Raw genomic sequence first — 21,180 nt, forward strand, 5'->3', positions numbered from 1 at the left:
TTAATGTCTGTCTTACAAGAAATAAGAAGAAAATTATTCTTCTTCCATCATTGATGCACTCATACCGACTGTATTGAAACCTGCATCAACATACATAATTTCACCTGTAATCCCCGAAGCCCATGGTGAACACAGAAATAATGCAGCATTGCCAACTTCTTCAATGGTGACATTACGTTTTAGTGGAGAAATTTTTTCATTTGCATCTAACATCTTACGAAATGATTTAATACCTGATGCAGCCAAAGTACGGATTGGGCCTGCTGAAATCGCATTGACACGAATACCGTCTGCACCCAAACTCGATGCTAAATAACGCACACCCGCTTCAAGTGAGGCTTTTGCCATTCCCATGACGTTGTAATTTGGCATCACACGTTCAGAACCTTGATAAGTCAAAGTCAGTAAACAGCCCTGACGAGCCTGTAACAAAGGTTTCGCAGCACGTGCCATTGCTACAAAGCTATAAGCACTGATGTCATGCGCAATACGGAAACCGTCACGATCTGTTACATCGGTAAAATCACCATCTAATGTATGTGCTGGTGCAAAACCAATTGAATGAACAACGCCATCCAGACCATCCCAGTGTTTAGCCAGCTCTACAAAAGCATTATCAATTTCAGCGTCTACAGCAACATCACAAGGAAATACCAGTGATGAACCAAATTGTGCGGCAAAATCATCTACACGTTTTTTTAATTTTTCATTCGGATAGGTAAATGCCAATTCTGCGCCTTCACGATGCAAAGCTTGCGCAATACCAAAAGCGATTGATAATTTACTCGCAATACCAGCAATCAAAAAACGTTTACCAGCTAATAGTCCTTGTGCCATGGGTAACTCACCTGAAAAAATTTATATGCATAATGCCAAGCTTCTGACATTTACGAAATTGCATAATGCACCTTTTTTATATCTTCATAAAAAAATCGCTCTATTGGGAGCGATTTCCTAACAACACAAAATTCAAACGCAGTTCTTTAGTCATTCGACAAAATACCAATTAAACGTAAGAACGAAATATACATCCAGACTAAGGTAGACAACAAAGCAATACCACAAACCCATTCAAAAGCTTTAGGTGCATGTTGTGCAGCCGCAGATTCAATTAAATCAAAATCTAAAATCAGATTGAGCGATGCAATCACAGCGACAAAAGCAGCAAATCCAATTCCAAGCCAATTACTTTCAAAAATATAAGGAATGGCAGAAGAAAAAGCCAAACTCATGACCAGCTGTACCAAAAATACGATGGCAATTGCGATAGTTGCAGACATCACTACAGCTTTAAATTTTTCAGTAGCACGGATAATTTGAAACTTATACAAGCCAAACATCACCAGTGTGGTTACAAAGGTTGCCAGTAAAGCTTGCAAAGGCGCACCTGGAAATTTCGCCTGAAACATAAACGAAATACCACCTAAAAATGCACCTTCAAATAAAGCATAAGGAATCGCGAGTGTTGGTGCTGTATTGGGTTTAAATGTCGCAACCAAAGCGAGAATAAGACCACCAATTGCCCCCACCCACGTTGCAGCAGAAGCAAGCGCAAAATTTAAGCTAAAAGCGCAATAGAAAAACACGGCAAGACCTGTAATAGCAGCAACAATCGTCAATCCAATCGATTTTTGTACAGCGCCAGCGACTGACATAGACTGACTAAAGTCACTGTAGGTTTCAACCCGAGTTAAAATAGGGTTATTACTTTGCATAGTTATCTCATTGTTTTAATAAAATTAATCATATAAATATTGTAAGGGCGTTTTATAAAAAACCAATGTCACAAAAATGTGTTTTTGTAACTTTATTTAGTCAAAAGAGATAAAAGTAATACTCCACTCTTTTGACGAATTGAAAATAATTAAGGCGTCGTTTTCGTTTTAGTTCTTAATGAAAAAGTATTCACGATAATATTTAAGTTCAACAATCGAATCTCGAATATCATCCATCGCCAAATGCGAGGCATTTTTCTTCAAACCGCTCATGATTTCTGGACGCCAACGTTTAGCCAATTCTTTAACACTAGAAACGTCTAAGTTACGATAATGAAAAAATTGCTCAAGCTCAGGCATAAGACGATGCAAGAAACGACGATCTTGACAGATAGAGTTTCCACACATAGGCGAGCTTTTTGGATTGACCCATTTTTTTAGAAATTCAAGCGTTTGCTGCTCTGCATCCTGAGCTGTTAACTTGCTACGGCGCACACGCTCAATCAAACCAGATTGTCCATGTTGGCGAGTGTTCCATTCATCCATAGCATTTAAAATACGATCTGGCTGGTGAACTGCCAAAACAGGGCCTTCTGCCAAGATATTTAAATGATCATCTGTAATAATTGTAGCAACTTCAATAATCTGGTCATTATCTGTATCTAAACCAGTCATTTCAAGGTCAATCCAGATTAACCGTGTATCTAATGTGCTGCTCATGAATATGAAATCTTAAAGGCTTGAAAAACATCAATAGTAGCAAATTTATTGCATCTTGGCTGTAATTCCATAGTCAGTTCATGCTATTTTTGCCACCTCAATCAGTGGGTTTTAAAAATGAATGGCTCTAATTCGTAAACGTCGTTTAACCGAGCAACAACAACGCCGTATAGACAAACAGCATAAGGCGCGACAGGAAGATATCGATACATCTCATGATCTCGAAGGTCTGGTCGTGCAGCATTATGGTCGGCAACTTGAAGTTCAGGCTTTATCTGTTCCCAAAACCCATCCAGAAAAACCAGTCGTTGCTGAAGGTGAGCCAGAACCTTTTTGGAAACCCATTGAAATTGGGAGTGTCTGGCGTTGTCATACGCGGACTAATCTTGAGCTTTTAGTCACAGGAGATCGAGTGAAGTGGCAGGCCGATCCCAATACAGGCTTAGGCATTATCACTGCGATTCACCCACGACAATCGTTATTAACGCGTCCAGATCGTTATCATAAGGTCAAACCTGTAGCGGCTAATATTAGTTTGATTGTAATTGTATTCGCCCCATTACCAGAACCAGCCCCTAGCCTGATTGATCGCTATTTAGTGGCTTGTGCAGATGCCAATATCCCTGCACTTTTGGTTCTTAATAAATCTGATTTACTCAAAGACAATGATCCAATTTTGACTTTATTGGATGAATATAATGCACTGGGTTATGAAAGCCTGATCTGTCACGCCAAGGGAGATTTATCGACCTTACGAGAGCGTTTAGATGATGAAACAGTGGCATTTGTAGGGCAGTCTGGTGTGGGTAAAAGCTCACTCATTAATGCTATCGTGCCAGATGCTGAACAGAAGACCAATATCATTTCAGAAAACTCTGCTTTGGGACAACATACCACGACTTCAACACGTTTGATCAGTTTTGGTCAAAATGGTGCATTGATTGACTCGCCAGGAATTCGTGAATTTGGGTTATGGCATTTAAATGCCGATAAAATCCGTGAAGGTTTTCCAGAAATTGCCGCACATTTGGGGCATTGCCAATTTCGCAATTGCACGCATACCCATGAAAAACAGTGTGCACTCAAAGCTGCGGTTGCAACAGGTGAAATTTTACCGCGTCGTCTGGAAAGTTATTTACGTTTAAATGAAGAAATTCAGGATGCACAACAAAAAAGTTAATTTTCTCGCAAAATTACCCTTGAACTGGTGATTTTGATCACCATGTATATGAGCTATACTCTACGTCAATTTTGAGCTTAATTAGGTGACATGTGGAACGCTGGTTAGAGTTTATGGGGAATCACCCCTTTTTGTTTGGAATACTTGCCGTCTTAATCGTACTGTTCTTTGTTTTTGAAGGGCAACGGAATGGTCGCAAGATTTCTCCACAATCACTTGGGATTTTGGTAAAAGCTAAAAATGCCCAATTGATCGATCTACGTGATGCGGGTGATTTTCGCGAAGGTCATATCAGCGGTAGCCGTAATATCCCTTATAGCCAACTGACAAGCCATGTTGATGAATTAAAATCAAGTGATCGCCCATTGGTATTCATTTGTAATTTAGGTCAAGTTGCAGGTAGCGCCCTGCAAAAAGTAGGTCATGCTGACAGTTATCGTCTTGATGGCGGTATTAGTAACTGGAAAGCACAAGGTCTACCACTGGTAAAAAGCAAAGCCAAAGCTTAAGGAGAAATATATGTCTGCAAATATCACGATTTACTCGACCACAATGTGTCCGTATTGTGTCCGTGCAAAACAGCTTCTTGAGCGTAAAGGCGTTGAGTATAAAGAAATTAATTTGTCCAATGAAGCACCTGAAGTACGTGTTGAGCTGATGCAACGCACTAAGCAACGTACTGTGCCTCAAATTTTTATTAATGATCAGTTTATTGGTGGTTTTGACCAACTTTATGCTTTAGAGCGTGATGGTAAACTCGACCCGTTACTGGCCTAAATCTGCTTAAATAGTGAAGGAAAAAAGAATGAGTGAAGAACAACAAACTCAACCACAACTCGCTTTAGAACGTCTTTATACCAAAGACATTTCATTTGAAGTTCCTGGGGCACAAGTATTTACTAAACAATGGCAACCAGAGTTGAATATTAATCTTTCATCTGCTGCTGAGAAAGTTGATCCAACTCACTTTGAAGTGTCATTAAAAGTTGTGGTTCAAGCCAATAATGATGGTGAGACTGCGTTTATAGTAGATGTTACTCAAGCAGGTATTTTCCTGATTGAAAATATTGAAGAAGAACGTCTTCCTTACATTTTAGGCGCTTACTGCCCAAATATTTTGTTCCCATTCTTGCGCGAAGCAGTCAATGATATGGTTACAAAAGGCAGCTTCCCTCAATTGTTGTTAACTCCTATCAATTTTGATGCGGAGTTTGAAGCCAATATGGAACGTGCTCAGGCAACCGTTGCTGAAGGTCAGGCTTAACTGCTCAAATAAAAAACCACCGTTTGGTGGTTTTTTTATGTCTAATATTCGGTCAGGCTTCATTTAAATTTCTTATGATTTTCATTACGAATATCTAACAAGTGTTTACCTTCAACTTTTGCCTGAGCCAATTGATTGGCCTTGACCAAACCAGACGTTTTATCAATCTCGGCAACCAATTGATCAAGTCCAGCCTGATAGGCTTTAACATCAGCGCTATTATCTGGCTGATTTTTTAATTTATTGGGTTTCGATGTTTTAGAATCAAGCGCAGCCATTCGCATTTTTGTCAGTGCAGAATTAGCATCGCTGGCATTAGTCGATTTATTAAAATCTGCATAAGCAGTTGCAATTGTTACCATGTTGTCATGTAAAGTGGCTGCCGTCGCAAGGTGGCTAAATCCAAAACAACTTAGAAACAATGCACTGAACCATACTTTCTTCATCGGTGCATTCCCTGTTTAGTCAATCATTTGACTGCTCAAACATAACCAAGTTTCAAAAAAAGAAAAAGCGCCTTTTGTTGGAGCTTTGTCTCAAATTTAGCTGTATAAACACAGGCGGTTTAAATTTTACGTTTTAAAGCATCTGCAATGGCTTCGACCAATTGCTGCGAAATTTCCTGTTTAGAGGCTTTTTCAAGCTCACGTTTCTTCATATGATAGCTTTGTGCAAAAAACACCGTCATGGCATTTTCATCTGAAGCAAAACCAATATCTTTACGTGAGACATCGTTACAAGCAATCATATCCAGTTTTTTTGCAACCAGTTTACCTGCTGCATATTCTTCAACATTTTGCGTTTCTGCGGCAAAACCCACCATAAATGGGCGTTGTTCTTGCTGCGCAATCGTCGCGACAATATCTGGATTTTTAATCAGGGAAACTGCCAACTCATCGCCTGCTTTTTTAATTTTTTGATCTGCCACTTGTGCTACACGATAATCGGCCACCGCAGCTGTTGCGATGAAAATATCACAACCTTCATCTAGCGTTTGCATACTCGCATCTAACATTTGTATAGCTGAAGCAACATTGACACGTTGCACCCCATTTGGTGTATCTAGTGTCACAGGCCCTGCAATTAAGGTCACTTTCGCGCCTGCTGCATAGCAAGCCGCCGCAAGCGAAAACCCCATTTTGCCTGTACTATGATTGGAAATATAACGCACAGGATCAATCGCTTCGCGTGTTGGTCCAGCGGTAATCACCACATGCTTACCTGCCAATAATCCAAATTTTTCTGCGATGGCACGTTGGGCTTTATGAAAATATTCGCGCACCTGATAAGCCAATTGTTCAGGCTCAGGCATACGCCCCAGACCAACATCTCCACAAGCTTGCGAACCTGCATCAGGCATGATCACATGCACACCATCTTCTACCAATATTTGTAAATTGCGCTGCGTGGCTTTTGCCGCCCACATTTGCTGATTCATGGCAGGTGCGACCCAAACAGGCGCTTTAGTCGCAAGATACAGTGTACTCAGTAAATCATCCGCTAAGCCATGCGCAAATTTAGCTAAAGTATCGCAACTTGCAGGTGCAACTAAAACCAAATCGGCCCAACGAGCCAACTCGATATGCCCCATTCCCGCTTCTGCTTCAGGATCCAACAATTCAGTATGTACAGGATTACCCGAAAGTGCCTGAAAAGTGAGAGGAGTAATAAATGCCTGTGCGCCATGTGTCATGACCACACGAACATTAAATCCATAATCTTTTAGACGGCGAACAATAATGGCACTTTTATAAGCAGCGATGCCGCCAGTAACCGCTAAAATAATGTTTTTATGAGGAATAACACTTAGATCAAAGCTCACGAACAGCTTACCTTTCTGTTGCAGTGGCGCTCACAATATCATTAAATACGCGCATACCCAAGTCATTGGTTATGAAAAATCAGAACTAAAACAATGGATATAAGTGACTTTTATAATGAATCAATCAATTAAACAATCTATCAAAGCTTGGCCACAACAAGAACGTCCTCGTGAACGCTTACTAGAACAAGGGGCAACCAGTTTATCTGATGCCGAACTGTTGGCAATTTTTTTACGTTCAGGTTCCAAACAACATTCAGCAGTTGAACTAGCAAGACTACTCATTCAGCATTTTGGTGGTCTTAATCCTGTATTTGATGCTTCACAAGAAGAAATTTGTCAATTTCACGGGATGGGCGCCACCAAATATTCACAGTTGATGGCGGTGAAAGAATTAGGCAGACGCTATCTCAATAATTATTTTCATCAAGACAGCCTAAATCTGGATTCTTCACAACTTGTATTGGACTATCTTCGTTATGAACTACAAGGTGAAGCTCAGGAAGTCTTTGCAGTCCTGTGTCTGGATAGCCAGTTACGCAAATTACATTTTAGAAAATTGTTTTTTGGTTCAACTAATTTTTGTAGCGTTTCGATCAAACAGACCTTACGTTATGCCATTCAACAGCATGCCAGTTGCATTGTGATTGCACATAATCATCCTTTTGGAGAAGTTCAGCCCTCGACTACAGATATTGAAATGACCGCGCAATTAAAAAATGCCTGTGAATGTGTCGAGATTAAACTTATTGACCATATTATTATTGCCAAGCATGCGACATTTTCATTTGCTGAACAACAACTGCTCAATTTATAAAATCAGACTGCAATGATATTGACAAAGCTTAACCAAGTGGTAAAGATCAGTAAAAAATTAATGCCTGCTGAACCATGATTGTACGCGACCAAACCGATATCATAAAACTACTGTTTTCTTGGCGCGGAACCATTTTACCTAAAATTTTACCTGCGTTAGGCGTAGTCATGCTGCTCTCAGCAATTGTTGGTGGGCTTGAATATACTCAGATTTATCATTTTCCAGACTTACCTTTAGTCGGTTTTACTCTGATTGGTGTGGTGCTTTCGATCTTTTTAGGCTTTAAAAATAATGCCTGTTACGACCGTTGGTGGGAAGGTCGTAAACTTTGGGGAGCTTTAATTGCCAATGCACGACATTTTGATCGGGATTGTCGTATTTTGCCTCAAGGGCGACGTGAACGTGTCATTCAACATGTGATTGTTTTTGCCAATACCCTTCGCGATCGCCTGCGTCATCAAACCGCACATCCCACTGAACTCACAGAAACCACGGGAATGAGCCAACAGGCCCTGACTCAGCTTTATCAGCAACATAATGCACCACAATACACATTAAGCCTGATCCAATGGGAGTTGATGCAAGCGCTTAAAGAAGGTGAAATCAGTGATATTATTTACACGCAGTTAAATCGTTATGTCACCGAACTCAGTTTGGTACAGACGGGTTGTGACCGCATTGCCAACACTCCTATTCCTTTCGCTTATTCGGTTTTACTGAATCGGACTGTTTTCTTTTTTTGTTTTATGTTGCCTTTTAGCGTTGGTCCCATTTTAGGTTTGGGTACACCGTTATTGGTCGGAATTTTGACCTATACTTTTTTAGGGCTGGATGCTTTAAGCTCTGAAATTGAAGAACCATTTGGCACACAAAGTAATGACCTGCCACTAGACTCGATGGTACGGCTCATCGAAATTGAGTTATTGGGCACTTTAGGCAGACCGACCCCACCACCGATTCAAGCACAAGATCATAATTTGCTCTGATCTTTTTATAAACTAAAATGAACGAAAACTTTCCCAAATTCCCTGCTGACCTACTTTAGGTACAGGGGTATTCCCAAGTTTAATCCACGGCATGTTGTCTCCGTGAAAATCGCTGCCAATGGATACTTTCAAATCAAATTGTTCAATCATTCGATCGACCATGCCACGTGTCGATAAAGGCTCACTATTTGAGGGTAACTCAACTGCATCACCTTTTAATTCTGAAAATAATTCAATCAAATAACGAACATTGGTTGCAGATAGATCATAACGAGTCGGATGTGCCAATATTGCATAGCCTTCGCTTTGGTGAATAATCTGAATGGTATCTGCCAAACTTAAACCATCAAATTTTACAAAAGCACGTTTCCCTTCTTTTAAAAAACGATCAAAAGCCTGTTGAGGACGAGACACTATTGCCTTTTCAACCAAAGTCTTCGCAATATGCGTTCGGGTAATCCGATCTGCCTCACCATCTACTTGAGCCAGTACATTTTCATAAATATCCTGCCCAATACAATTTTTAAGCAAATGACAAATCTGCTTGGCACGTTCAGCACGAATCTTTTTTTGTATCGCAAGTGCATCTAGTAGTGGCTCTGGTTGTTGCATATCCAGTGCTACAATATGCACGCCATAACTCTTTTTGGTGGCTGGGCGTGACCATTGACTGGATATTTCTACACCAGAAATGATTTGAATATCATGATCTTGAGCAGTTTTTCTAACAAGTTCCACCCCATCCATTGTATCGTGATCAGTCAAAGCCAACATACGAATACCACACTCAACTGCCGATTTGACCAATGCATCTGGTGACAAAGTTCCATCAGAAATATTGCTATGTGTATGTAAATCTATGCCTTGCATCTTTATACTATGCCACTTCGTTGATCCAGTTTAGATACTCTAACATGAAAGCACTTTTAGACTTTGTGCCCCTCATTATTTTCTTTTATTTATATAAAACCGTTGATCCCAAAGATACGCAACATCCGTTATTGCAATTGATCGGTTCTGCGGGCGGTGTCGATAATAATAACATCTTAGTCGCCACGACAGGTCTGATTATTGCCATGTTGATTATCTATGGCGGTTTGTTCATCACCCAGAAATTTCGTCTGGAAAAACAGCAATGGATTGTGCTGTTTATGACGGTGATTTTTGGTGGCATTACCCTCATGCTCAGCGATGATTTTTATATTCGTTTAAAAGCCGTGATTTTAAATCTGATTTTTGCAGGTGCTTTTTTACTTTCACCGATGTTCAGTAAAGATAAAAAACCACTTATTCAACGTTTATTTGGCCCTATTTTTGAACTCGGCGCACAAGGCTGGAAGAACCTGAATTTTGCATGGGCAGCGATGTTTGTTGTGATGTCACTATTACATTGCTTTTTTGCCTTTATTTTTATGCATGGCAAATATTGGGGTGAATTTACAGCATTTGGTGACATGATTGTCATGTTTTCCTTTATCATTATTCAGTTTATTGTATTGCGTAAATACTTTAAATCGCCTGATGCCTAAATCACCTCAAAACTGAAAACTGAGATCGACTCATGCCATTATTTGTAGTCACTTGCACCGACAATGACGGAACTTTAGAAAAACGTTTGGCCATTCGCCCAGAACATCTTGAACGACTACAAAAACTAGATGACGAAGGTCGTCTGATTGTGGCGGGTGCTATGCCTAAAGATCCTACTAACCCTCAAGCGGGTTTTTATGGTAGTACTATTATCGTTGACTTCGAAAGTCGTGAAGCACTTGATGCATGGCTTCAAGAGGAACCTTTTCTACGTAAAGGGATCTATGCGAAAATTGAAGTCAAACCGTTCAATAAAGCGTTTCCTAAAGAGTAAAACTATGTCAGCTATCTCGAAAGCGCTTTTTGCATTGCCATTGTTATGTTCAGTCGCATGGGCTGTGGAACCTGCATCTAATACAGCGCCAACAACATCTGTAGCAGCGGTGACAGCCACACCCGCAAAAACTGTCGCTGCCAATAATGCAACTGTTGCAGATCCCAATACTGAAACTAAACCTTTAACTGCTGAACAAATTGCAAAAGCCAAAGCCGATCAAGACAATAAAATCAAGGCATTGGTAAAAGATCAGGAAGGACGACTAAAACAACTGGAACAAGCCAATCTGGATGCACTCACTCAAAATCAGGAATTACAACTCAAAAATGATAATTTACTGGTTCAGGTTCAAGTCTTACAAAGTGAACGCAGCGCACAAATGTTTCTGTATGGCGGAGCAACATTAGGCGTTGGCGTATTACTTGGTTTCCTAATCGCCAGTTATATTCATACCAAACGTCGTCGCCAGTGGTAAGATTATTCCTTTAAATCGGTTTTAAAGGTTTTTCAGGTGATAAGCTCTGGTATTGAAACGGCTGAACTGGATTGGGAATCTATCGATGGTATTGATATTCCCATTTCTAGACAGTTTGGTGATGTTTATTTCTCCAAAGCCAATGGTTTACTTGAAACCCGACATGTGTTTTTAAATGGCAATGATCTCAATACACGTTTAAATCAATTACAACCATTTCAATATTTTTGTGTTGGTGAAACTGGCTTTGGTACGGGTCTAAACATTCTGACTTTGTGGCAACAATGGCAACAGGTACGTTCAGATAATCAGAGCCATTTACATGCAATTAGTGTTGAAAAATACCCTTTAAGCAAAGCCGATTTGATCCGTGCATTAAATGCATGGCCAGAACTCAAACCACTTGCCGATCAACTCATTGCACAATATCCCCTACCGATTGCGGGCTGTCATCGCCTAAACTTTCCACAAGAACGGTTTAGTCTGGACTTATGGCTTGGGGATGCCCACGATGTTTTTCCCGTAATTGAAAAAACCAAAGCAGTCGATGCATGGTTTCTGGATGGTTTTGCGCCTTCATGTAATCCTGAACTTTGGGAAGATAATGTTTTAAATCATATTGTTCGACTTTCAGACATTGGGACAACATTTGCATCGTTTAGCGTTGCAGGGGTACTCAAACGCGGTCTTAAAAAGCATGGTATTACAATTTCCAGACCCAAAGGGTTTGGTTACAAGCGTGAAATGCTCAAAGCAATCTGGACAGAAACAGAAAAGGAAATAGATCAGCCTGAACAATACTTTAAACAGCAACAGATTGCGATTATTGGCGCAGGAATCGCAGGTTTAAGTATTGCATGGACTCTTGCTCAACGCGGGCATCAAATCACGATTTATGAGCAAAATAAGCCACTTTCAGGTGCATCGGGTAATCCTTTGGCATTACTCAACCCTAAACTGTGTCCGATTGAACAGGCGCATGAGCATTTAATGACGCTGACATGGCAGTATGCTTTAAATTTTTATCCAAAATTTGATGCCTTCCGTGCGATTCAGGTCAATCAACTCGCACAAAAGAAACCAGAAGATTTACTTGGTCTTGCAGTTCAATATCCAAAAGGCGTTTTACAACAACAAATGTCTAATCAAAACGCCATGGGCACGATCTATTCAAGTTTAAAATTAACGCAGGCAGGTGCAGTTTCTCCACATCAACTGCGCGATCAAATTCTGCAACATACAAATATTGATCTTAAAATCGCCAAAGTTACCCAATTGATCGAAACTGAATCGATGGTTCAACTCATGCAGGATCAAGATTGTTTAATGCAGGCTGATCAAGTCGTTGTTTGTTGTGCTAGAGCAAGTGAAATGCTGTTTGAACATTATCCTTCGCTCAAACCGATCCGTGGACAAGTCAGTTGGCTCAACAATGCAACACACCCTCTCAAAATGGATCAGGCTTATAGCTATGGCGGCTATTGCATGCAACTTGATCCTGAACATTTAATTTTAGGTGCATCTTTTTATCCAAATCGGGATGATGACGATGTGCTAGCAGAAGATCATGTGCATAACTTCAATTTAATCCACAGCGTGTTTCCCGAATATGCAGGACAATTACCTGATCTTCAACATTGGCAAGGACGTGCTTCAATCCGTGCGCAAAGTGCCGATTATTTTCCTTTAGTCGGTCAGCTACAAGAAAAATCCAAAATATTTACTTTTACAGGTTTAGGTTCTAAGGGTTTTTTATTTGCGCCACTGTGTAGTGAGGTATTGACTGCACTGATGTTAAATGAAGCTTGCCCAGTACCGACTACTTTATTGCAAAAGCTTAATCCGCGTCGTTTCTTCAAAAAAATCAAAAGCAAGGAGCCTTATTATAATGCGACAAGCCCTTTGCTTAATGAATCATCACGGTCTTCTTCATAACCCATTCATCACAACATTTAGAACCATATCATCATAAAAAAGCGCCCGAAGGCGCTTTCTTATTAATTGCCATGTTCTAAAGGCAAACCTGCATCCTTAGCAGCGCGAGTTCCACCCATTAGGATCACGTACTCCCGTCCAGCATCTAAACCGTCCAACAATTCAGCTGCTCGCGGTGCTTTACTACCACCACCACATAAAATATAAATTGGCTGATCCGCAGCCACCTGAGTCAGACTGTCGGCTTTTAAATCATTAATTGGCTGATTTATCGCGCCTTTAACATGCCCTTCAGCATATGATTTCGCGTCACGGACATCCCAGATAATGGCATTTTCTGGGAACTCAAATGTCGTAATTTCTTGTTTACGGATCATTGCGCACTCCTTTGATGTAAACAACACTTGGCAAATGAAGAAAACATCCCTAGCATCTCAGATATTCTTTCACTTTGCAAAGGTCTAGACGATGCCATCTTTCGATATTGTTTCTGAATTAGAGTTATTTGAAGTTAATCATGCGGTTCAAAATACCCAAAAAGAAATCGCGACACGTTTCGATTTCCGTGGACAGGATGTCTCTATTGAACTGAATGAAAAATCTAAAGAGATCAAAATTAGCACAGAAAGTGATTTCCAGTGTGAACAAGTCTATAACATGTTGGAAAACCACTTTTATAAACGTAAAATTGATGTTCAAGCCCTTGACCCTCAAAAAGCATCTGCTTCTGGGAAACACGTGGTACAAGTGGTAAAACTAAAAGATGGACTTGACTCAGATACCGCAAAAAAAATTAATAAAGCCATTAAAGAAAGTGGCATCAAGGCGCAATCTTCTATTCAGGGAGACAAAATTCGCGTGACGGATAAAAAACGTGACACTTTACAACAGGTCATGAATTTTTTACGTGAGCAGCAATTTGGACTTCCATTGCAGTTTAATAACTTTAAAGATTAAATTTAAGCGCTGTTTTTTATACAGGATGCACTATGTCACAGACCAATCGCTTATCAAAACTGGTGAAAGCCACGTCAAAATTTCCGAAAAGTATTCGTAGTACGCTCTGGAGTAAAGCCTTTGGCCGTGTTGTACCGATGGTCGGGACAGCCAATATTCGTTATCTGGAAGTTGAACAGGATCACGTTATCGTACGTATAGAAAATCAGCGTAATATGCAAAATCATATTAAAGGTGTACATGCCGCTGCAATGGCGTTACTCGCTGAAACTGCAACAGGTTTTTTAACAGGGCTACACGTACCTGATAATCGAATTTTGCTCATTAAATCATTACACGTCGATTATTTAAAAGTAGTGCAAGGCGGTTTAACTGCTACAGCCACTTTATCACCTGAACAACAAAAATTTATTGCAGATCACGAAAAGGGCGAATTATTAGTTCCTGTCACAGTGATCGATGATGGTTCCAATGAGCCAATTCATTGTGAAATGCTCTGGGCATGGTTACCGAAACGTCCTAAATAGCTCATCTGTGTAACAACTAAAGCCCAAACCTATGTTTGGGCTTTTTGATTTTTTGAGCGATTACCTAGATCATTCAATAAACTGCTCTACAATACCAACCACTTGTTTTAAATACTGAGCATCTACTTCATCAAAGCGATCTAATATATCACTGTCAATATCTAATACTGCAACACATTTACCCTGCTTCATGACAGGTAAAACAATTTCAGATTTTGAGTCAGAGCTGCAAGCAATATGTCCTGGAAATTGCTCTACATCTGGTACAATTAGGACTTGCTGCTGCTGCCATGCAGTTCCACAAACACCACGTCCTTTGGCAATACGTGTACAGGCAATTGGTCCCTGAAACGGCCCTAGAACTAATTCATTTTCTTTCACCAGATAAAAGCCTATCCAAAACCAGTTAAATTGTTGTTTGAGCGCAGCACAGACATTCGCGAGATTGGCAATCACATCATTTTCATCTGCAACAATCGCTTGAATCTGTGGGATGAGACCTTGATACTGTTCTGCTTTATTGCCTTGTTGTAATGATAGCTCTTCTGCCATGTGACTTATCCAAATCAAAACATTGTATCGGATGAAATCTCATTGGTTTTATCAATTTATGTGAAAAGTAAATAGTTGAATGTTTTTAACGCAAATTAAAGTACATAAAAAAAGTTCAGCATCAATACTGAACTCTTTTCCAAAATAAATAGCATCAAGGTTATTTAATCAGCCAAAAATTTCTGCTTAAGTTCTTCAGGAATTTGACGTTTATTACCTTTAACATCTACCGCCACAAAGGTAAAAATTCCCTCAGTGACTTGTTTAGGTTGACGAGATTCATCGTGACTATCCCAAACTTCAATCTGGATCTGAATTGAAGTATTCCCCACTTTTAAAATCTTGGTATAACAACTAATCACATCTCCGACTTTAACGGGCACAAGAAAAGTCATTTGATTAATTGATATTGTTGCACAACGCCCTTTACTAAAACGTTCCGCATGAATTGCGCCAGCCAAATCCATTTGTGAAACAATCCAACCGCCAAAAACATCACCACTCCAGTTGGTATCGGCAGGCATTGCAATGGTTTGAAGGGATAAAGTTCCTTCAGGCTTTTTGAGAGATTCTGACACATTAACTCCGGGCTTGGGCTTGTAATTGCTGATCTAGCCACTGCTGTAACTCGCTAGATCGAAGCGCGCCACTTATTCTACCAATTTCGTTGGTTTTATTCATCAAAACAAGCGTTGGAATACTACGAACATGAAAAGCCTGACTTAAACGTGGTGAAGCCTCCGTGTCAATTTTAGCAAAAATCACATTTGGATTATTGGCTGCAACTTGTGCAAAATGTGGTGCCATCATTTTGCATGGACCACACCAGTCCGCCCATAAATCAATCAATATTGGCAAATCACTATTGCTTACATAATGACTGAAGTTCTGCTCATTCAGCTCAATTGGCGCGAGTGGAATCAGTGCTGCATGACACTGACCACACTTAGGGTCTGCATTTAATTTTTCTTCTGCTACCCGATTTTTAGCACTGCAGCTTGGACAAACGATAATCATATTACGCCACTCCAGTATGTTGATGTAAAAATTCTAATTGGGTTGCCACTGCTTTTTCAAACCATTTGCCATGATAAATATCAAAATGATACATATCCCATTCATGATACGTCACAAACGGTGCAATATTGGTCGCAGCTTCCCGACTGGAATCGATAGGAACTAGACTATCCTGTTTCGCCACAATGAATAAAACTGGGATACTAATATCACGCACATTCTGAATCGGGCGGTAACGAATAAGCTGAAATAATGCACGAGCTGGAACTTCGCCACTCCAATAATAATCAGGATTTACGATCGATAAGTAGCCTTGATAGCTATCACTGGTTGGAAAAAAGGAAAGTTGTTGTTGTGCAACAACGGGCAAGGTTCGTGGATTTAATCCTACCTTTGATCCCATGTAGTCCTGACTGGATAATTTCAGTGCTTTAGGTAATTGCTGAATAGGGTAAATTTTGGCGGTTTCAGCCCCATCAACAAAGGGCACTTGTACCATAATTGAAGAAATATTTTTTAATTCACTGGCAAGATTAAGTACATAGCCACCACTTAGACCTGTTCCCCAAAGTACAATACGTCGCTGATCTACCCATTTACAGCTACTTATATGCTGAATAACTGTTTTCCAGTCTTCGATCTGATCTTTGAGTGAAATAAGTTCTCTGGGCTTTCCTGTACTTCCCCCCCAATAGCGATAATCAAATAGCACCACAGCATAACCCGCCTGAGCAAATTTTTGGGCGTATTGAATCAATTTAAACTGGCGTAATGCGGCAAATTCATGTGCCATGATGATCACGGCAGGTTTTCTGTCTGCTTTTGGGCGATAAAAGTCAGCAGCAATGGTCTCTTGACCAATTGGGACATACAGCGGCTCAACTGTATAAGCAGGCATACGCGCTCCAATGCGTTATATTTTGGTTATCGGCAGTTATAAATTTTAAAAGCACCCTTTAATCTGACATGGTGCTTAGTGCTATGATACAGCATAAACGTTTTTTTAAATTTTGGAGTGACGAAATGACGGATAATGTTGGTTTTGCAGGTCAAATTGGCCCAGAACATGTCGAACAAGTGGTCGAAAAAGGCTTTAAATCCATCATTAACAACCGGCCTGATCTAGAAGGTGGCCCAGACCAACCGACCAGTGCACAAATAGAAGAAGCTGCGCGTAATGTTGGACTCGACTATGTGTATCAACCTGTCGTTGCGGGTCAAATCACCGAATTAGATGTGCGTAATTTTGCCAACCATTATAATGAATTACCTAAACCGATTTTAATGTTCTGTCGTACAGGCAATCGTTCGAATAATTTATATCAGTTGGCTAAACAAATGGACTTATTGGATGACTAAGGTTTTATGTTTTAGCCTGATGTGCTTCTGTATGACGTTCACTGCTTGTAGTACTGTGAATGTACGCCCCACAGCAAGTGTGATGGTGGGAACTGGGATATAAAAAAACAGCGCCGAAGCGCTGTTTTTTTATATAAATTTTATTATCGAGTAAATCTGAATGTTGTCGTTTTATTAGGCGCTGCTACTGCCACAAGAATATTATCACTCGCAGCACAACCCGTGAGTTGAACTTTATATTTAGTGATACTGCTGCTACTAAATGTTGATGGTGCCATCAAATCTAAAACGGTAGGTACAGGATTACTACCACTAATAATTTCAGCTGAACACGATAAATTATTACCGTCTGTATTATCTTTTGTAGTAACGCTGATTGAGGTTCCTGAAGGCATTGGTACAGTTAACATACTATTTCCAAATAATTGGAATTCAAAATTATCACTAACAGTAGCACCATTGATACCAGAATTTGCAACGAAAGTTGGGGTATCAGAGGCAAAAGAAAAGATCATTTGCTTACGTAAAGTTGTTGCCAATTGATCATCACAAGTATAAGCAATATTTGGTTGCTCAACTGTCGAAATTGCACAAGTATTCGTACTGTATGGTGAGGCAACACGCTTATATAGAAATTCTCCAGTGCTGCTATCATAACTAGCATTTTCATTGTCATCGCGGAAAAAATTACCAATATTGCTAACAAGCGTATCAGTACCACCTGCACTTACTGGAGTATAAACACCATCGCCATCTTTATCGAGATATGACTTATCCCCTTCAACATAAGCAAGTACAGTGACACGACCATTCGAAGGTCGAGGATTCTGCGTTCTCAAAGTAACACTACATTGACCATCAACTGTTTTACAACTTCCATCAACTTTGCCACCTTCTGCAACAAAGTTAACTACTGTTCCATCGGGAACACTATTTGAGTTTCTATCAGCTAACATCGCTGTAATTGTAGCTGTATCTCCGTCTTTATCGGTTTGTAAAGACTGTTTACTTGTTGATAAACTAAAACTATTTTGGGTCGCTCGTCCTGTGGTCACTGTTACATTTTTAGATAATGCACTTAAACCATTTGGTAGGCTCGCCTTAATCTCTACAGGCCCAGGAAGATTTCCAGGATAAAGAGTTACTGTTACTTTACCTGAGCTATCACTTTTTACGTTTTGTGTAGTGCGATTGCCTAAACTAATAAAACTCAAATCTGTAGGAGCTTTTTCAAGACTAAGTGTAATATTTTGATTTTTAAGAACTGTACCATTCGAATAAACAGTAAATTCAATTTGGCCAGATGATGAAGAGCCACTTGAATTAATACCTAATTGAACAGCATCTTTTGTAGTATAGACAACAGACGTTGCTATTGCTTGAGCAATGGATACAGACGTACTATTTGATGTGCCCGTTGATGTTGTTGCTATAATTTTCTGATTACCATCACAAAGATTGCCATTTGAATCAAAGGCATAGTATGTTGTAGCAACATTACCCTGATTAGATGAAGTGATACTACTGCTGCTAAAACTGCCACAATCAGCAGTAAAATTCACAGCAACATTATTCTGATAATCTCCTTTAGAGTCCTGAGTAACTAAACTAACTAATGTAGATCCTCCAGATTCTAGTGTAGAACTTGCAGCAAGTATGTTTGCAATTACAATATCTTGTTTTGAAAAAACGATATTTAAAGTTGATGCTGTGGAATTTGTGTTGTTATAACTAGCAGAGGCTGATAATGCATAAACGCCTGTTACAGTAGAATTCGTAGGTAAAACAGAAATTGTAGCTACACCTTCTGCATTTGTAAGCGTTGTAGCATTTGATGTACCAAAGGTCATATTTTCACCCGTGAAAGTGACCACCGCCCCACTAATAGCTTTTCCGCTTCCGTCTTTAACAGTTACTTGCGCAGTTGCACCCTGACTCGATATTGAAGTAACCGCATTACCGTTAGAATCTGTTAAAGAAATAGCACTAACATTGACTGTCGACACAGTCGTACTACCACCGTTAGAGCTATTACCAGAGGCGTTATCACCATAATAACCGCCACCTCCCCCACCACAACTCGCTAACAGAATTGATACAGCGATAGCGGACAACTTCATTGTAAGTTGTTTCTTATTCATAACACTTCCTTAATTCCCCAATCCATCCCAAAATGGAATAAGATATTTTGTATTTATTCAGTGTGAATGAAAGCATATCCTTTCATTTATGTAAATATTAATTATCTTATGTAGTGTAATGTAATTACCATTTTTTCATGAAAAGGAAAATATGTACGATCTCATTATCATCGGTGCAGGTACAGCAGGTATCAGTGCATATAAAGCAGCAGTTAAATATACTCAGAATATTTTAGTGATTAATGATGGTCCATGGGATACTACTTGCGCACGAGTTGGCTGTATGCCAAGCAAGATACTTATCTCATCTGCCAACCGTATGTTTGATAGTCAAAATATTACTCAGGTTGGCATTTCGACTGAATCATCATTTGACACCACTCATGTAATGTCACATGTTCAGGCATTAAGAGATCGTTTCACTACAGCAACCATTAAAGATGTACAAAGTTGGCCAAAACAACATCGATTATCTGGCAAAGCAACTTTTATCAATTCTAAGACGGTTGAAGTCGATGGAAAACATTACCAAGCTAAATCTTTCATACTTGCAGTAGGTTCAAAGCCTGTAGTCAATCAGGAATGGAAAGATATTCTAAAAGAAAAATTTATAACATCAGATGAAATATTTGAGCTTAAAAAACTTCCATCCTCTTTAGCAGTTATTGGAAGTGGAGTTATTGCAATCGAGTTAGCCCAAGCCTTTTCAAGACTCGGTGTTAAAACCACTATCTTTGCGCGTAGTAAACGAATTGGTATCTTAAGTAGCCCTGCTTTACAGGCGTTAGCTCAACATCAACTTTCAAAAGAGTTAAATATCTATTTTGAAACATTACCTATTTCTGTAAATTTGATTGACAGCCAAGTTGAGTTAAATTTTAAACATGATGGAGAACAACAAACAGAAATGTTTGATTATTTACTCAATGCAACGGGTCGTTCGAGTTTATTAAACGCCTTAAATCTTGATAAAATTGATTCACAATTTTCTGATATAAAAAAACTCCCTATTCACCCACAAACGAAACAACTATTAAATTTACCTATATTTATTGCTGGTGATGCTTATACAGATACTCCTCTTCAACATGAGGCAGCAAATGAAGGCCGAAAATTAGTAAGTAACTGTTTAAACTACCCTAAAATTGAAAGCGTAAAAAACTTAACCTCTTTAGGTATTGTCTTTTGCTCACCAGAAATGGCGATTGCTGGACAAAGTTATAAACAACTTTACGAGCAAAATATTGATTTTATAACAGGTTTTTCTTCTTATGAGAAACAAGGTCGTGCTTTAGCCTTAGGTAAGAATATCGGTGGGGCTGAAGTTTATATCGATAAAAAAACACGGAAATTACTTGGTGCAGAATTATTTGTAAATTCAGCAGAACATTTAGCACATTTACTGTGCTGGATGATTCAACAAGAAATCACACTAGATGAAATTTTAGAACAGCCATTTTATCATCCAACACTTGAAGAAGGTCTCAGAAGTGCACTTAAGCATGCACGTCGTCAATTAAGTTCAATATAGTCTATTAATTTAAATACCATCATGAGGATATAAATTGTTTTAATCCGTTGAAAGCGATTATAAAAGAACTATGCGATACATAGTTCAAGATTGTCTAAAGAGTAATATCAATTTTCTTTTTTAATTACAGCTTGAACATTTTCAATCCCACCGAGCAAAAAAAAGCACCCTAACCTGTTTAAAGATTAGGGTGCTTTAGATTTAAAAGCTGGCGATGACTTACTCTCACATGGCCAAGGCCACACTACCATCAGCGCGAAGAGGTTTCACTTCTGAGTTCGGGAAGGGATCAGGTGGTTCACTCTTGCTATTGTC

At 39.5% G+C, this 21,180-nt stretch carries 25 protein-coding genes, 1 rRNA gene and 1 pseudogene; 14 read left to right on the plus strand and 13 right to left on the minus strand.

Annotation, left to right across the window (positions count from 1 at the left end; all coding sequences use genetic code 11):
* Positions 1 to 33 precede the first annotated feature (33 nt).
* The 3 genes from A7A69_RS05240 to orn form a co-directional block, all read right to left on the minus strand.
* Positions 34 to 837, minus strand: coding sequence for an enoyl-ACP reductase FabI (locus A7A69_RS05240; RefSeq protein WP_152876486.1), 804 nt, complete (start codon positions 835 to 837; stop codon positions 34 to 36).
* Between the two features lie 146 nt (positions 838 to 983).
* The gene (locus A7A69_RS05245) at positions 984 to 1,715 is read right to left on the minus strand and encodes a Bax inhibitor-1/YccA family protein (RefSeq protein WP_152876487.1); all 732 of its coding nucleotides are present in this window, start codon (positions 1,713 to 1,715) and stop codon (positions 984 to 986) included.
* Between the two features lie 168 nt (positions 1,716 to 1,883).
* A complete protein-coding gene (orn, locus tag A7A69_RS05250) occupies positions 1,884 to 2,435 on the minus strand; it encodes an oligoribonuclease (RefSeq protein ID WP_120370928.1) in 552 nt (183 codons plus the stop codon).
* 121 nt (positions 2,436 to 2,556) lie between these two features.
* Between orn and rsgA the strand changes: the two genes are divergently transcribed.
* The 4 genes from rsgA (at position 2,557) to secB (ending at position 4,879) form a co-directional block, all read left to right on the plus strand.
* The gene (rsgA, locus tag A7A69_RS05255; protein ID WP_152876488.1) at positions 2,557 to 3,615 is read left to right on the plus strand and encodes a ribosome small subunit-dependent GTPase A; all 1,059 of its coding nucleotides are present in this window, start codon (positions 2,557 to 2,559) and stop codon (positions 3,613 to 3,615) included.
* A 92-nt stretch (positions 3,616 to 3,707) separates the two neighbouring features.
* On the plus strand, positions 3,708 to 4,124 hold the full coding sequence (locus tag A7A69_RS05260; protein ID WP_120370930.1) for a rhodanese-like domain-containing protein: 417 nt from the start codon (positions 3,708 to 3,710) through the stop codon (positions 4,122 to 4,124).
* A 10-nt stretch (positions 4,125 to 4,134) separates the two neighbouring features.
* Positions 4,135 to 4,392: a glutaredoxin 3 gene (gene grxC / locus A7A69_RS05265; protein WP_151981182.1), complete on the plus strand. Its 258-nt coding sequence runs from the start codon at positions 4,135 to 4,137 to the stop codon at positions 4,390 to 4,392.
* Between the two features lie 28 nt (positions 4,393 to 4,420).
* A complete protein-coding gene (gene secB, locus A7A69_RS05270; protein WP_120370932.1) occupies positions 4,421 to 4,879 on the plus strand; it encodes a protein-export chaperone SecB in 459 nt (152 codons plus the stop codon).
* Positions 4,880 to 4,938: 59 nt separating this feature from the next.
* On the opposite strand, the gene cybC is transcribed toward secB, so the two are convergent.
* Together cybC and coaBC are read right to left on the minus strand one after the other, a co-directional pair.
* Complete coding sequence (gene cybC, locus A7A69_RS05275) at positions 4,939 to 5,325, minus strand: cytochrome b562 (RefSeq protein ID WP_152876489.1); 387 nt, start codon at positions 5,323 to 5,325, stop codon at positions 4,939 to 4,941.
* A 119-nt stretch (positions 5,326 to 5,444) separates the two neighbouring features.
* Positions 5,445 to 6,701 (minus strand): bifunctional phosphopantothenoylcysteine decarboxylase/phosphopantothenate--cysteine ligase CoaBC, encoded by a 1,257-nt coding sequence (coaBC, locus tag A7A69_RS05280; protein WP_187349172.1) that lies wholly within the window; start codon positions 6,699 to 6,701, stop codon positions 5,445 to 5,447.
* 115 nt (positions 6,702 to 6,816) lie between these two features.
* On the opposite strand from coaBC, the gene radC reads away from it, so the two are divergent.
* Positions 6,817 to 7,518 (plus strand): RadC family protein, encoded by a 702-nt coding sequence (radC, locus tag A7A69_RS05285; protein WP_151981185.1) that lies wholly within the window; start codon positions 6,817 to 6,819, stop codon positions 7,516 to 7,518.
* A 74-nt stretch (positions 7,519 to 7,592) separates the two neighbouring features.
* A complete protein-coding gene (locus A7A69_RS05290) occupies positions 7,593 to 8,504 on the plus strand; it encodes a bestrophin family protein (protein ID WP_120370936.1) in 912 nt (303 codons plus the stop codon).
* A gap of 12 nt (positions 8,505 to 8,516) precedes the next feature.
* On the opposite strand, the gene A7A69_RS05295 is transcribed toward A7A69_RS05290, so the two are convergent.
* Positions 8,517 to 9,374 (minus strand): PHP domain-containing protein, encoded by an 858-nt coding sequence (locus A7A69_RS05295; RefSeq protein WP_152876491.1) that lies wholly within the window; start codon positions 9,372 to 9,374, stop codon positions 8,517 to 8,519.
* A 44-nt stretch (positions 9,375 to 9,418) separates the two neighbouring features.
* On the opposite strand from A7A69_RS05295, the gene A7A69_RS05300 reads away from it, so the two are divergent.
* The 4 genes from A7A69_RS05300 to mnmC are packed head-to-tail and all read left to right on the plus strand — an operon-like array spanning position 9,419 to position 12,781.
* On the plus strand, positions 9,419 to 10,033 hold the full coding sequence (locus A7A69_RS05300; protein WP_151981187.1) for a septation protein IspZ: 615 nt from the start codon (positions 9,419 to 9,421) through the stop codon (positions 10,031 to 10,033).
* 32 nt (positions 10,034 to 10,065) lie between these two features.
* A complete protein-coding gene (locus A7A69_RS05305; RefSeq protein WP_152876492.1) occupies positions 10,066 to 10,368 on the plus strand; it encodes a YciI family protein in 303 nt (100 codons plus the stop codon).
* 4 nt (positions 10,369 to 10,372) lie between these two features.
* Positions 10,373 to 10,846: an SH3 domain-containing protein gene (locus A7A69_RS05310; RefSeq protein WP_152876493.1), complete on the plus strand. Its 474-nt coding sequence runs from the start codon at positions 10,373 to 10,375 to the stop codon at positions 10,844 to 10,846.
* 36 nt (positions 10,847 to 10,882) lie between these two features.
* Positions 10,883 to 12,781 carry a bifunctional tRNA (5-methylaminomethyl-2-thiouridine)(34)-methyltransferase MnmC2/FAD-dependent 5-carboxymethylaminomethyl-2-thiouridine(34) oxidoreductase MnmC1 gene (gene mnmC, locus A7A69_RS05315; protein WP_187349173.1) on the plus strand — a complete coding sequence of 633 codons (1,899 nt, stop codon included), beginning with the start codon at positions 10,883 to 10,885 and terminating at the stop codon, positions 12,779 to 12,781.
* Positions 12,782 to 12,843: 62 nt separating this feature from the next.
* Here the strand turns inward: mnmC and A7A69_RS05320 are convergent, their stop codons facing one another.
* Positions 12,844 to 13,158, minus strand: a complete 315-nt coding sequence (locus tag A7A69_RS05320) for a rhodanese-like domain-containing protein (RefSeq protein ID WP_120370942.1) — start codon at positions 13,156 to 13,158, stop codon at positions 12,844 to 12,846.
* A gap of 91 nt (positions 13,159 to 13,249) precedes the next feature.
* Here A7A69_RS05320 and A7A69_RS05325 point away from each other — a divergent pair, with 91 nt between their 5' ends.
* Positions 13,250 to 13,738 carry a YajQ family cyclic di-GMP-binding protein gene (locus tag A7A69_RS05325; RefSeq protein ID WP_151981191.1) on the plus strand — a complete coding sequence of 163 codons (489 nt, stop codon included), beginning with the start codon at positions 13,250 to 13,252 and terminating at the stop codon, positions 13,736 to 13,738.
* Between the two features lie 32 nt (positions 13,739 to 13,770).
* The gene (locus tag A7A69_RS05330; protein WP_120370944.1) at positions 13,771 to 14,265 is read left to right on the plus strand and encodes a DUF4442 domain-containing protein; all 495 of its coding nucleotides are present in this window, start codon (positions 13,771 to 13,773) and stop codon (positions 14,263 to 14,265) included.
* A gap of 69 nt (positions 14,266 to 14,334) precedes the next feature.
* Here the strand turns inward: A7A69_RS05330 and A7A69_RS05335 are convergent, their stop codons facing one another.
* The 4 genes from A7A69_RS05335 to A7A69_RS05350 all read right to left on the minus strand — a co-directional run bounded on the left by A7A69_RS05335 (position 14,335) and on the right by A7A69_RS05350 (position 16,732).
* On the minus strand, positions 14,335 to 14,817 hold the full coding sequence (locus A7A69_RS05335) for a GAF domain-containing protein (RefSeq protein ID WP_152876494.1): 483 nt from the start codon (positions 14,815 to 14,817) through the stop codon (positions 14,335 to 14,337).
* A 164-nt stretch (positions 14,818 to 14,981) separates the two neighbouring features.
* Positions 14,982 to 15,395 carry an acyl-CoA thioesterase gene (locus A7A69_RS05340; protein ID WP_120370946.1) on the minus strand — a complete coding sequence of 138 codons (414 nt, stop codon included), beginning with the start codon at positions 15,393 to 15,395 and terminating at the stop codon, positions 14,982 to 14,984.
* Position 15,396: 1 nt separating this feature from the next.
* Entirely contained in the window at positions 15,397 to 15,834 is a 438-nt protein-coding gene (gene trxC, locus A7A69_RS05345) for a thioredoxin TrxC (RefSeq protein WP_151981194.1), read from the minus strand.
* Between the two features lies 1 nt (position 15,835).
* The gene (locus A7A69_RS05350; protein WP_152876495.1) at positions 15,836 to 16,732 is read right to left on the minus strand and encodes an alpha/beta hydrolase; all 897 of its coding nucleotides are present in this window, start codon (positions 16,730 to 16,732) and stop codon (positions 15,836 to 15,838) included.
* Positions 16,733 to 16,857: 125 nt separating this feature from the next.
* Between A7A69_RS05350 and A7A69_RS05355 the strand changes: the two genes are divergently transcribed.
* Positions 16,858 to 17,193: a protein tyrosine phosphatase family protein gene (locus tag A7A69_RS05355; RefSeq protein ID WP_120370955.1), complete on the plus strand. Its 336-nt coding sequence runs from the start codon at positions 16,858 to 16,860 to the stop codon at positions 17,191 to 17,193.
* A 2,044-nt stretch (positions 17,194 to 19,237) separates the two neighbouring features.
* Here A7A69_RS05355 and A7A69_RS17030 read toward each other — a convergent pair.
* Positions 19,238 to 19,334: pseudogene (locus A7A69_RS17030) on the minus strand (hypothetical protein); the annotation flags it as partial.
* 151 nt (positions 19,335 to 19,485) lie between these two features.
* Between A7A69_RS17030 and A7A69_RS05365 the strand changes: the two are divergent.
* Positions 19,486 to 20,865, plus strand: a complete 1,380-nt coding sequence (locus tag A7A69_RS05365; RefSeq protein ID WP_152876497.1) for a dihydrolipoyl dehydrogenase — start codon at positions 19,486 to 19,488, stop codon at positions 20,863 to 20,865.
* 206 nt (positions 20,866 to 21,071) lie between these two features.
* Here A7A69_RS05365 and rrf read toward each other — a convergent pair.
* A 5S ribosomal RNA gene (rrf, locus tag A7A69_RS05370) occupies positions 21,072 to 21,180 on the minus strand; the annotation flags it as partial.

The sequence above is a fragment of the Acinetobacter guerrae genome (assembly GCF_009372255.1).
Lineage (GTDB): Bacteria > Pseudomonadota > Gammaproteobacteria > Pseudomonadales > Moraxellaceae > Acinetobacter > Acinetobacter guerrae.

What these genes read in the sequence shown, in the direction of transcription:
- A7A69_RS05330 (WP_120370944.1), top strand. Translation starts at nt 13,771, where the DNA reads ATGTCACAGACCAATCGCTTATCAAAACTGGTGAAAGCCACGTCAAAA.
- cybC (WP_152876489.1), bottom strand. Translation starts at nt 5,325, where the DNA reads ATGAAGAAAGTATGGTTCAGTGCATTGTTTCTAAGTTGTTTTGGATTT.
- radC (WP_151981185.1), top strand. Translation starts at nt 6,817, where the DNA reads ATGAATCAATCAATTAAACAATCTATCAAAGCTTGGCCACAACAAGAA.
- A7A69_RS05350 (WP_152876495.1), bottom strand. Translation starts at nt 16,732, where the DNA reads ATGCCTGCTTATACAGTTGAGCCGCTGTATGTCCCAATTGGTCAAGAG.
- A7A69_RS05295 (WP_152876491.1), bottom strand. Translation starts at nt 9,374, where the DNA reads ATGCAAGGCATAGATTTACATACACATAGCAATATTTCTGATGGAACT.
- rsgA (WP_152876488.1), top strand. Translation starts at nt 2,557, where the DNA reads ATGGCTCTAATTCGTAAACGTCGTTTAACCGAGCAACAACAACGCCGT.
- A7A69_RS05310 (WP_152876493.1), top strand. Translation starts at nt 10,373, where the DNA reads ATGTCAGCTATCTCGAAAGCGCTTTTTGCATTGCCATTGTTATGTTCA.
- grxC (WP_151981182.1), top strand. Translation starts at nt 4,135, where the DNA reads ATGTCTGCAAATATCACGATTTACTCGACCACAATGTGTCCGTATTGT.
- A7A69_RS05305 (WP_152876492.1), top strand. Translation starts at nt 10,066, where the DNA reads ATGCCATTATTTGTAGTCACTTGCACCGACAATGACGGAACTTTAGAA.
- trxC (WP_151981194.1), bottom strand. Translation starts at nt 15,834, where the DNA reads ATGATTATCGTTTGTCCAAGCTGCAGTGCTAAAAATCGGGTAGCAGAA.
- A7A69_RS05290 (WP_120370936.1), top strand. Translation starts at nt 7,593, where the DNA reads ATGATTGTACGCGACCAAACCGATATCATAAAACTACTGTTTTCTTGG.
- A7A69_RS05365 (WP_152876497.1), top strand. Translation starts at nt 19,486, where the DNA reads ATGTACGATCTCATTATCATCGGTGCAGGTACAGCAGGTATCAGTGCA.
- orn (WP_120370928.1), bottom strand. Translation starts at nt 2,435, where the DNA reads ATGAGCAGCACATTAGATACACGGTTAATCTGGATTGACCTTGAAATG.
- A7A69_RS05245 (WP_152876487.1), bottom strand. Translation starts at nt 1,715, where the DNA reads ATGCAAAGTAATAACCCTATTTTAACTCGGGTTGAAACCTACAGTGAC.
- A7A69_RS05335 (WP_152876494.1), bottom strand. Translation starts at nt 14,817, where the DNA reads ATGGCAGAAGAGCTATCATTACAACAAGGCAATAAAGCAGAACAGTAT.
- A7A69_RS05320 (WP_120370942.1), bottom strand. Translation starts at nt 13,158, where the DNA reads ATGATCCGTAAACAAGAAATTACGACATTTGAGTTCCCAGAAAATGCC.
- A7A69_RS05355 (WP_120370955.1), top strand. Translation starts at nt 16,858, where the DNA reads ATGACGGATAATGTTGGTTTTGCAGGTCAAATTGGCCCAGAACATGTC.
- A7A69_RS05325 (WP_151981191.1), top strand. Translation starts at nt 13,250, where the DNA reads ATGCCATCTTTCGATATTGTTTCTGAATTAGAGTTATTTGAAGTTAAT.
- A7A69_RS05240 (WP_152876486.1), bottom strand. Translation starts at nt 837, where the DNA reads ATGGCACAAGGACTATTAGCTGGTAAACGTTTTTTGATTGCTGGTATT.
- A7A69_RS05300 (WP_151981187.1), top strand. Translation starts at nt 9,419, where the DNA reads ATGAAAGCACTTTTAGACTTTGTGCCCCTCATTATTTTCTTTTATTTA.
- secB (WP_120370932.1), top strand. Translation starts at nt 4,421, where the DNA reads ATGAGTGAAGAACAACAAACTCAACCACAACTCGCTTTAGAACGTCTT.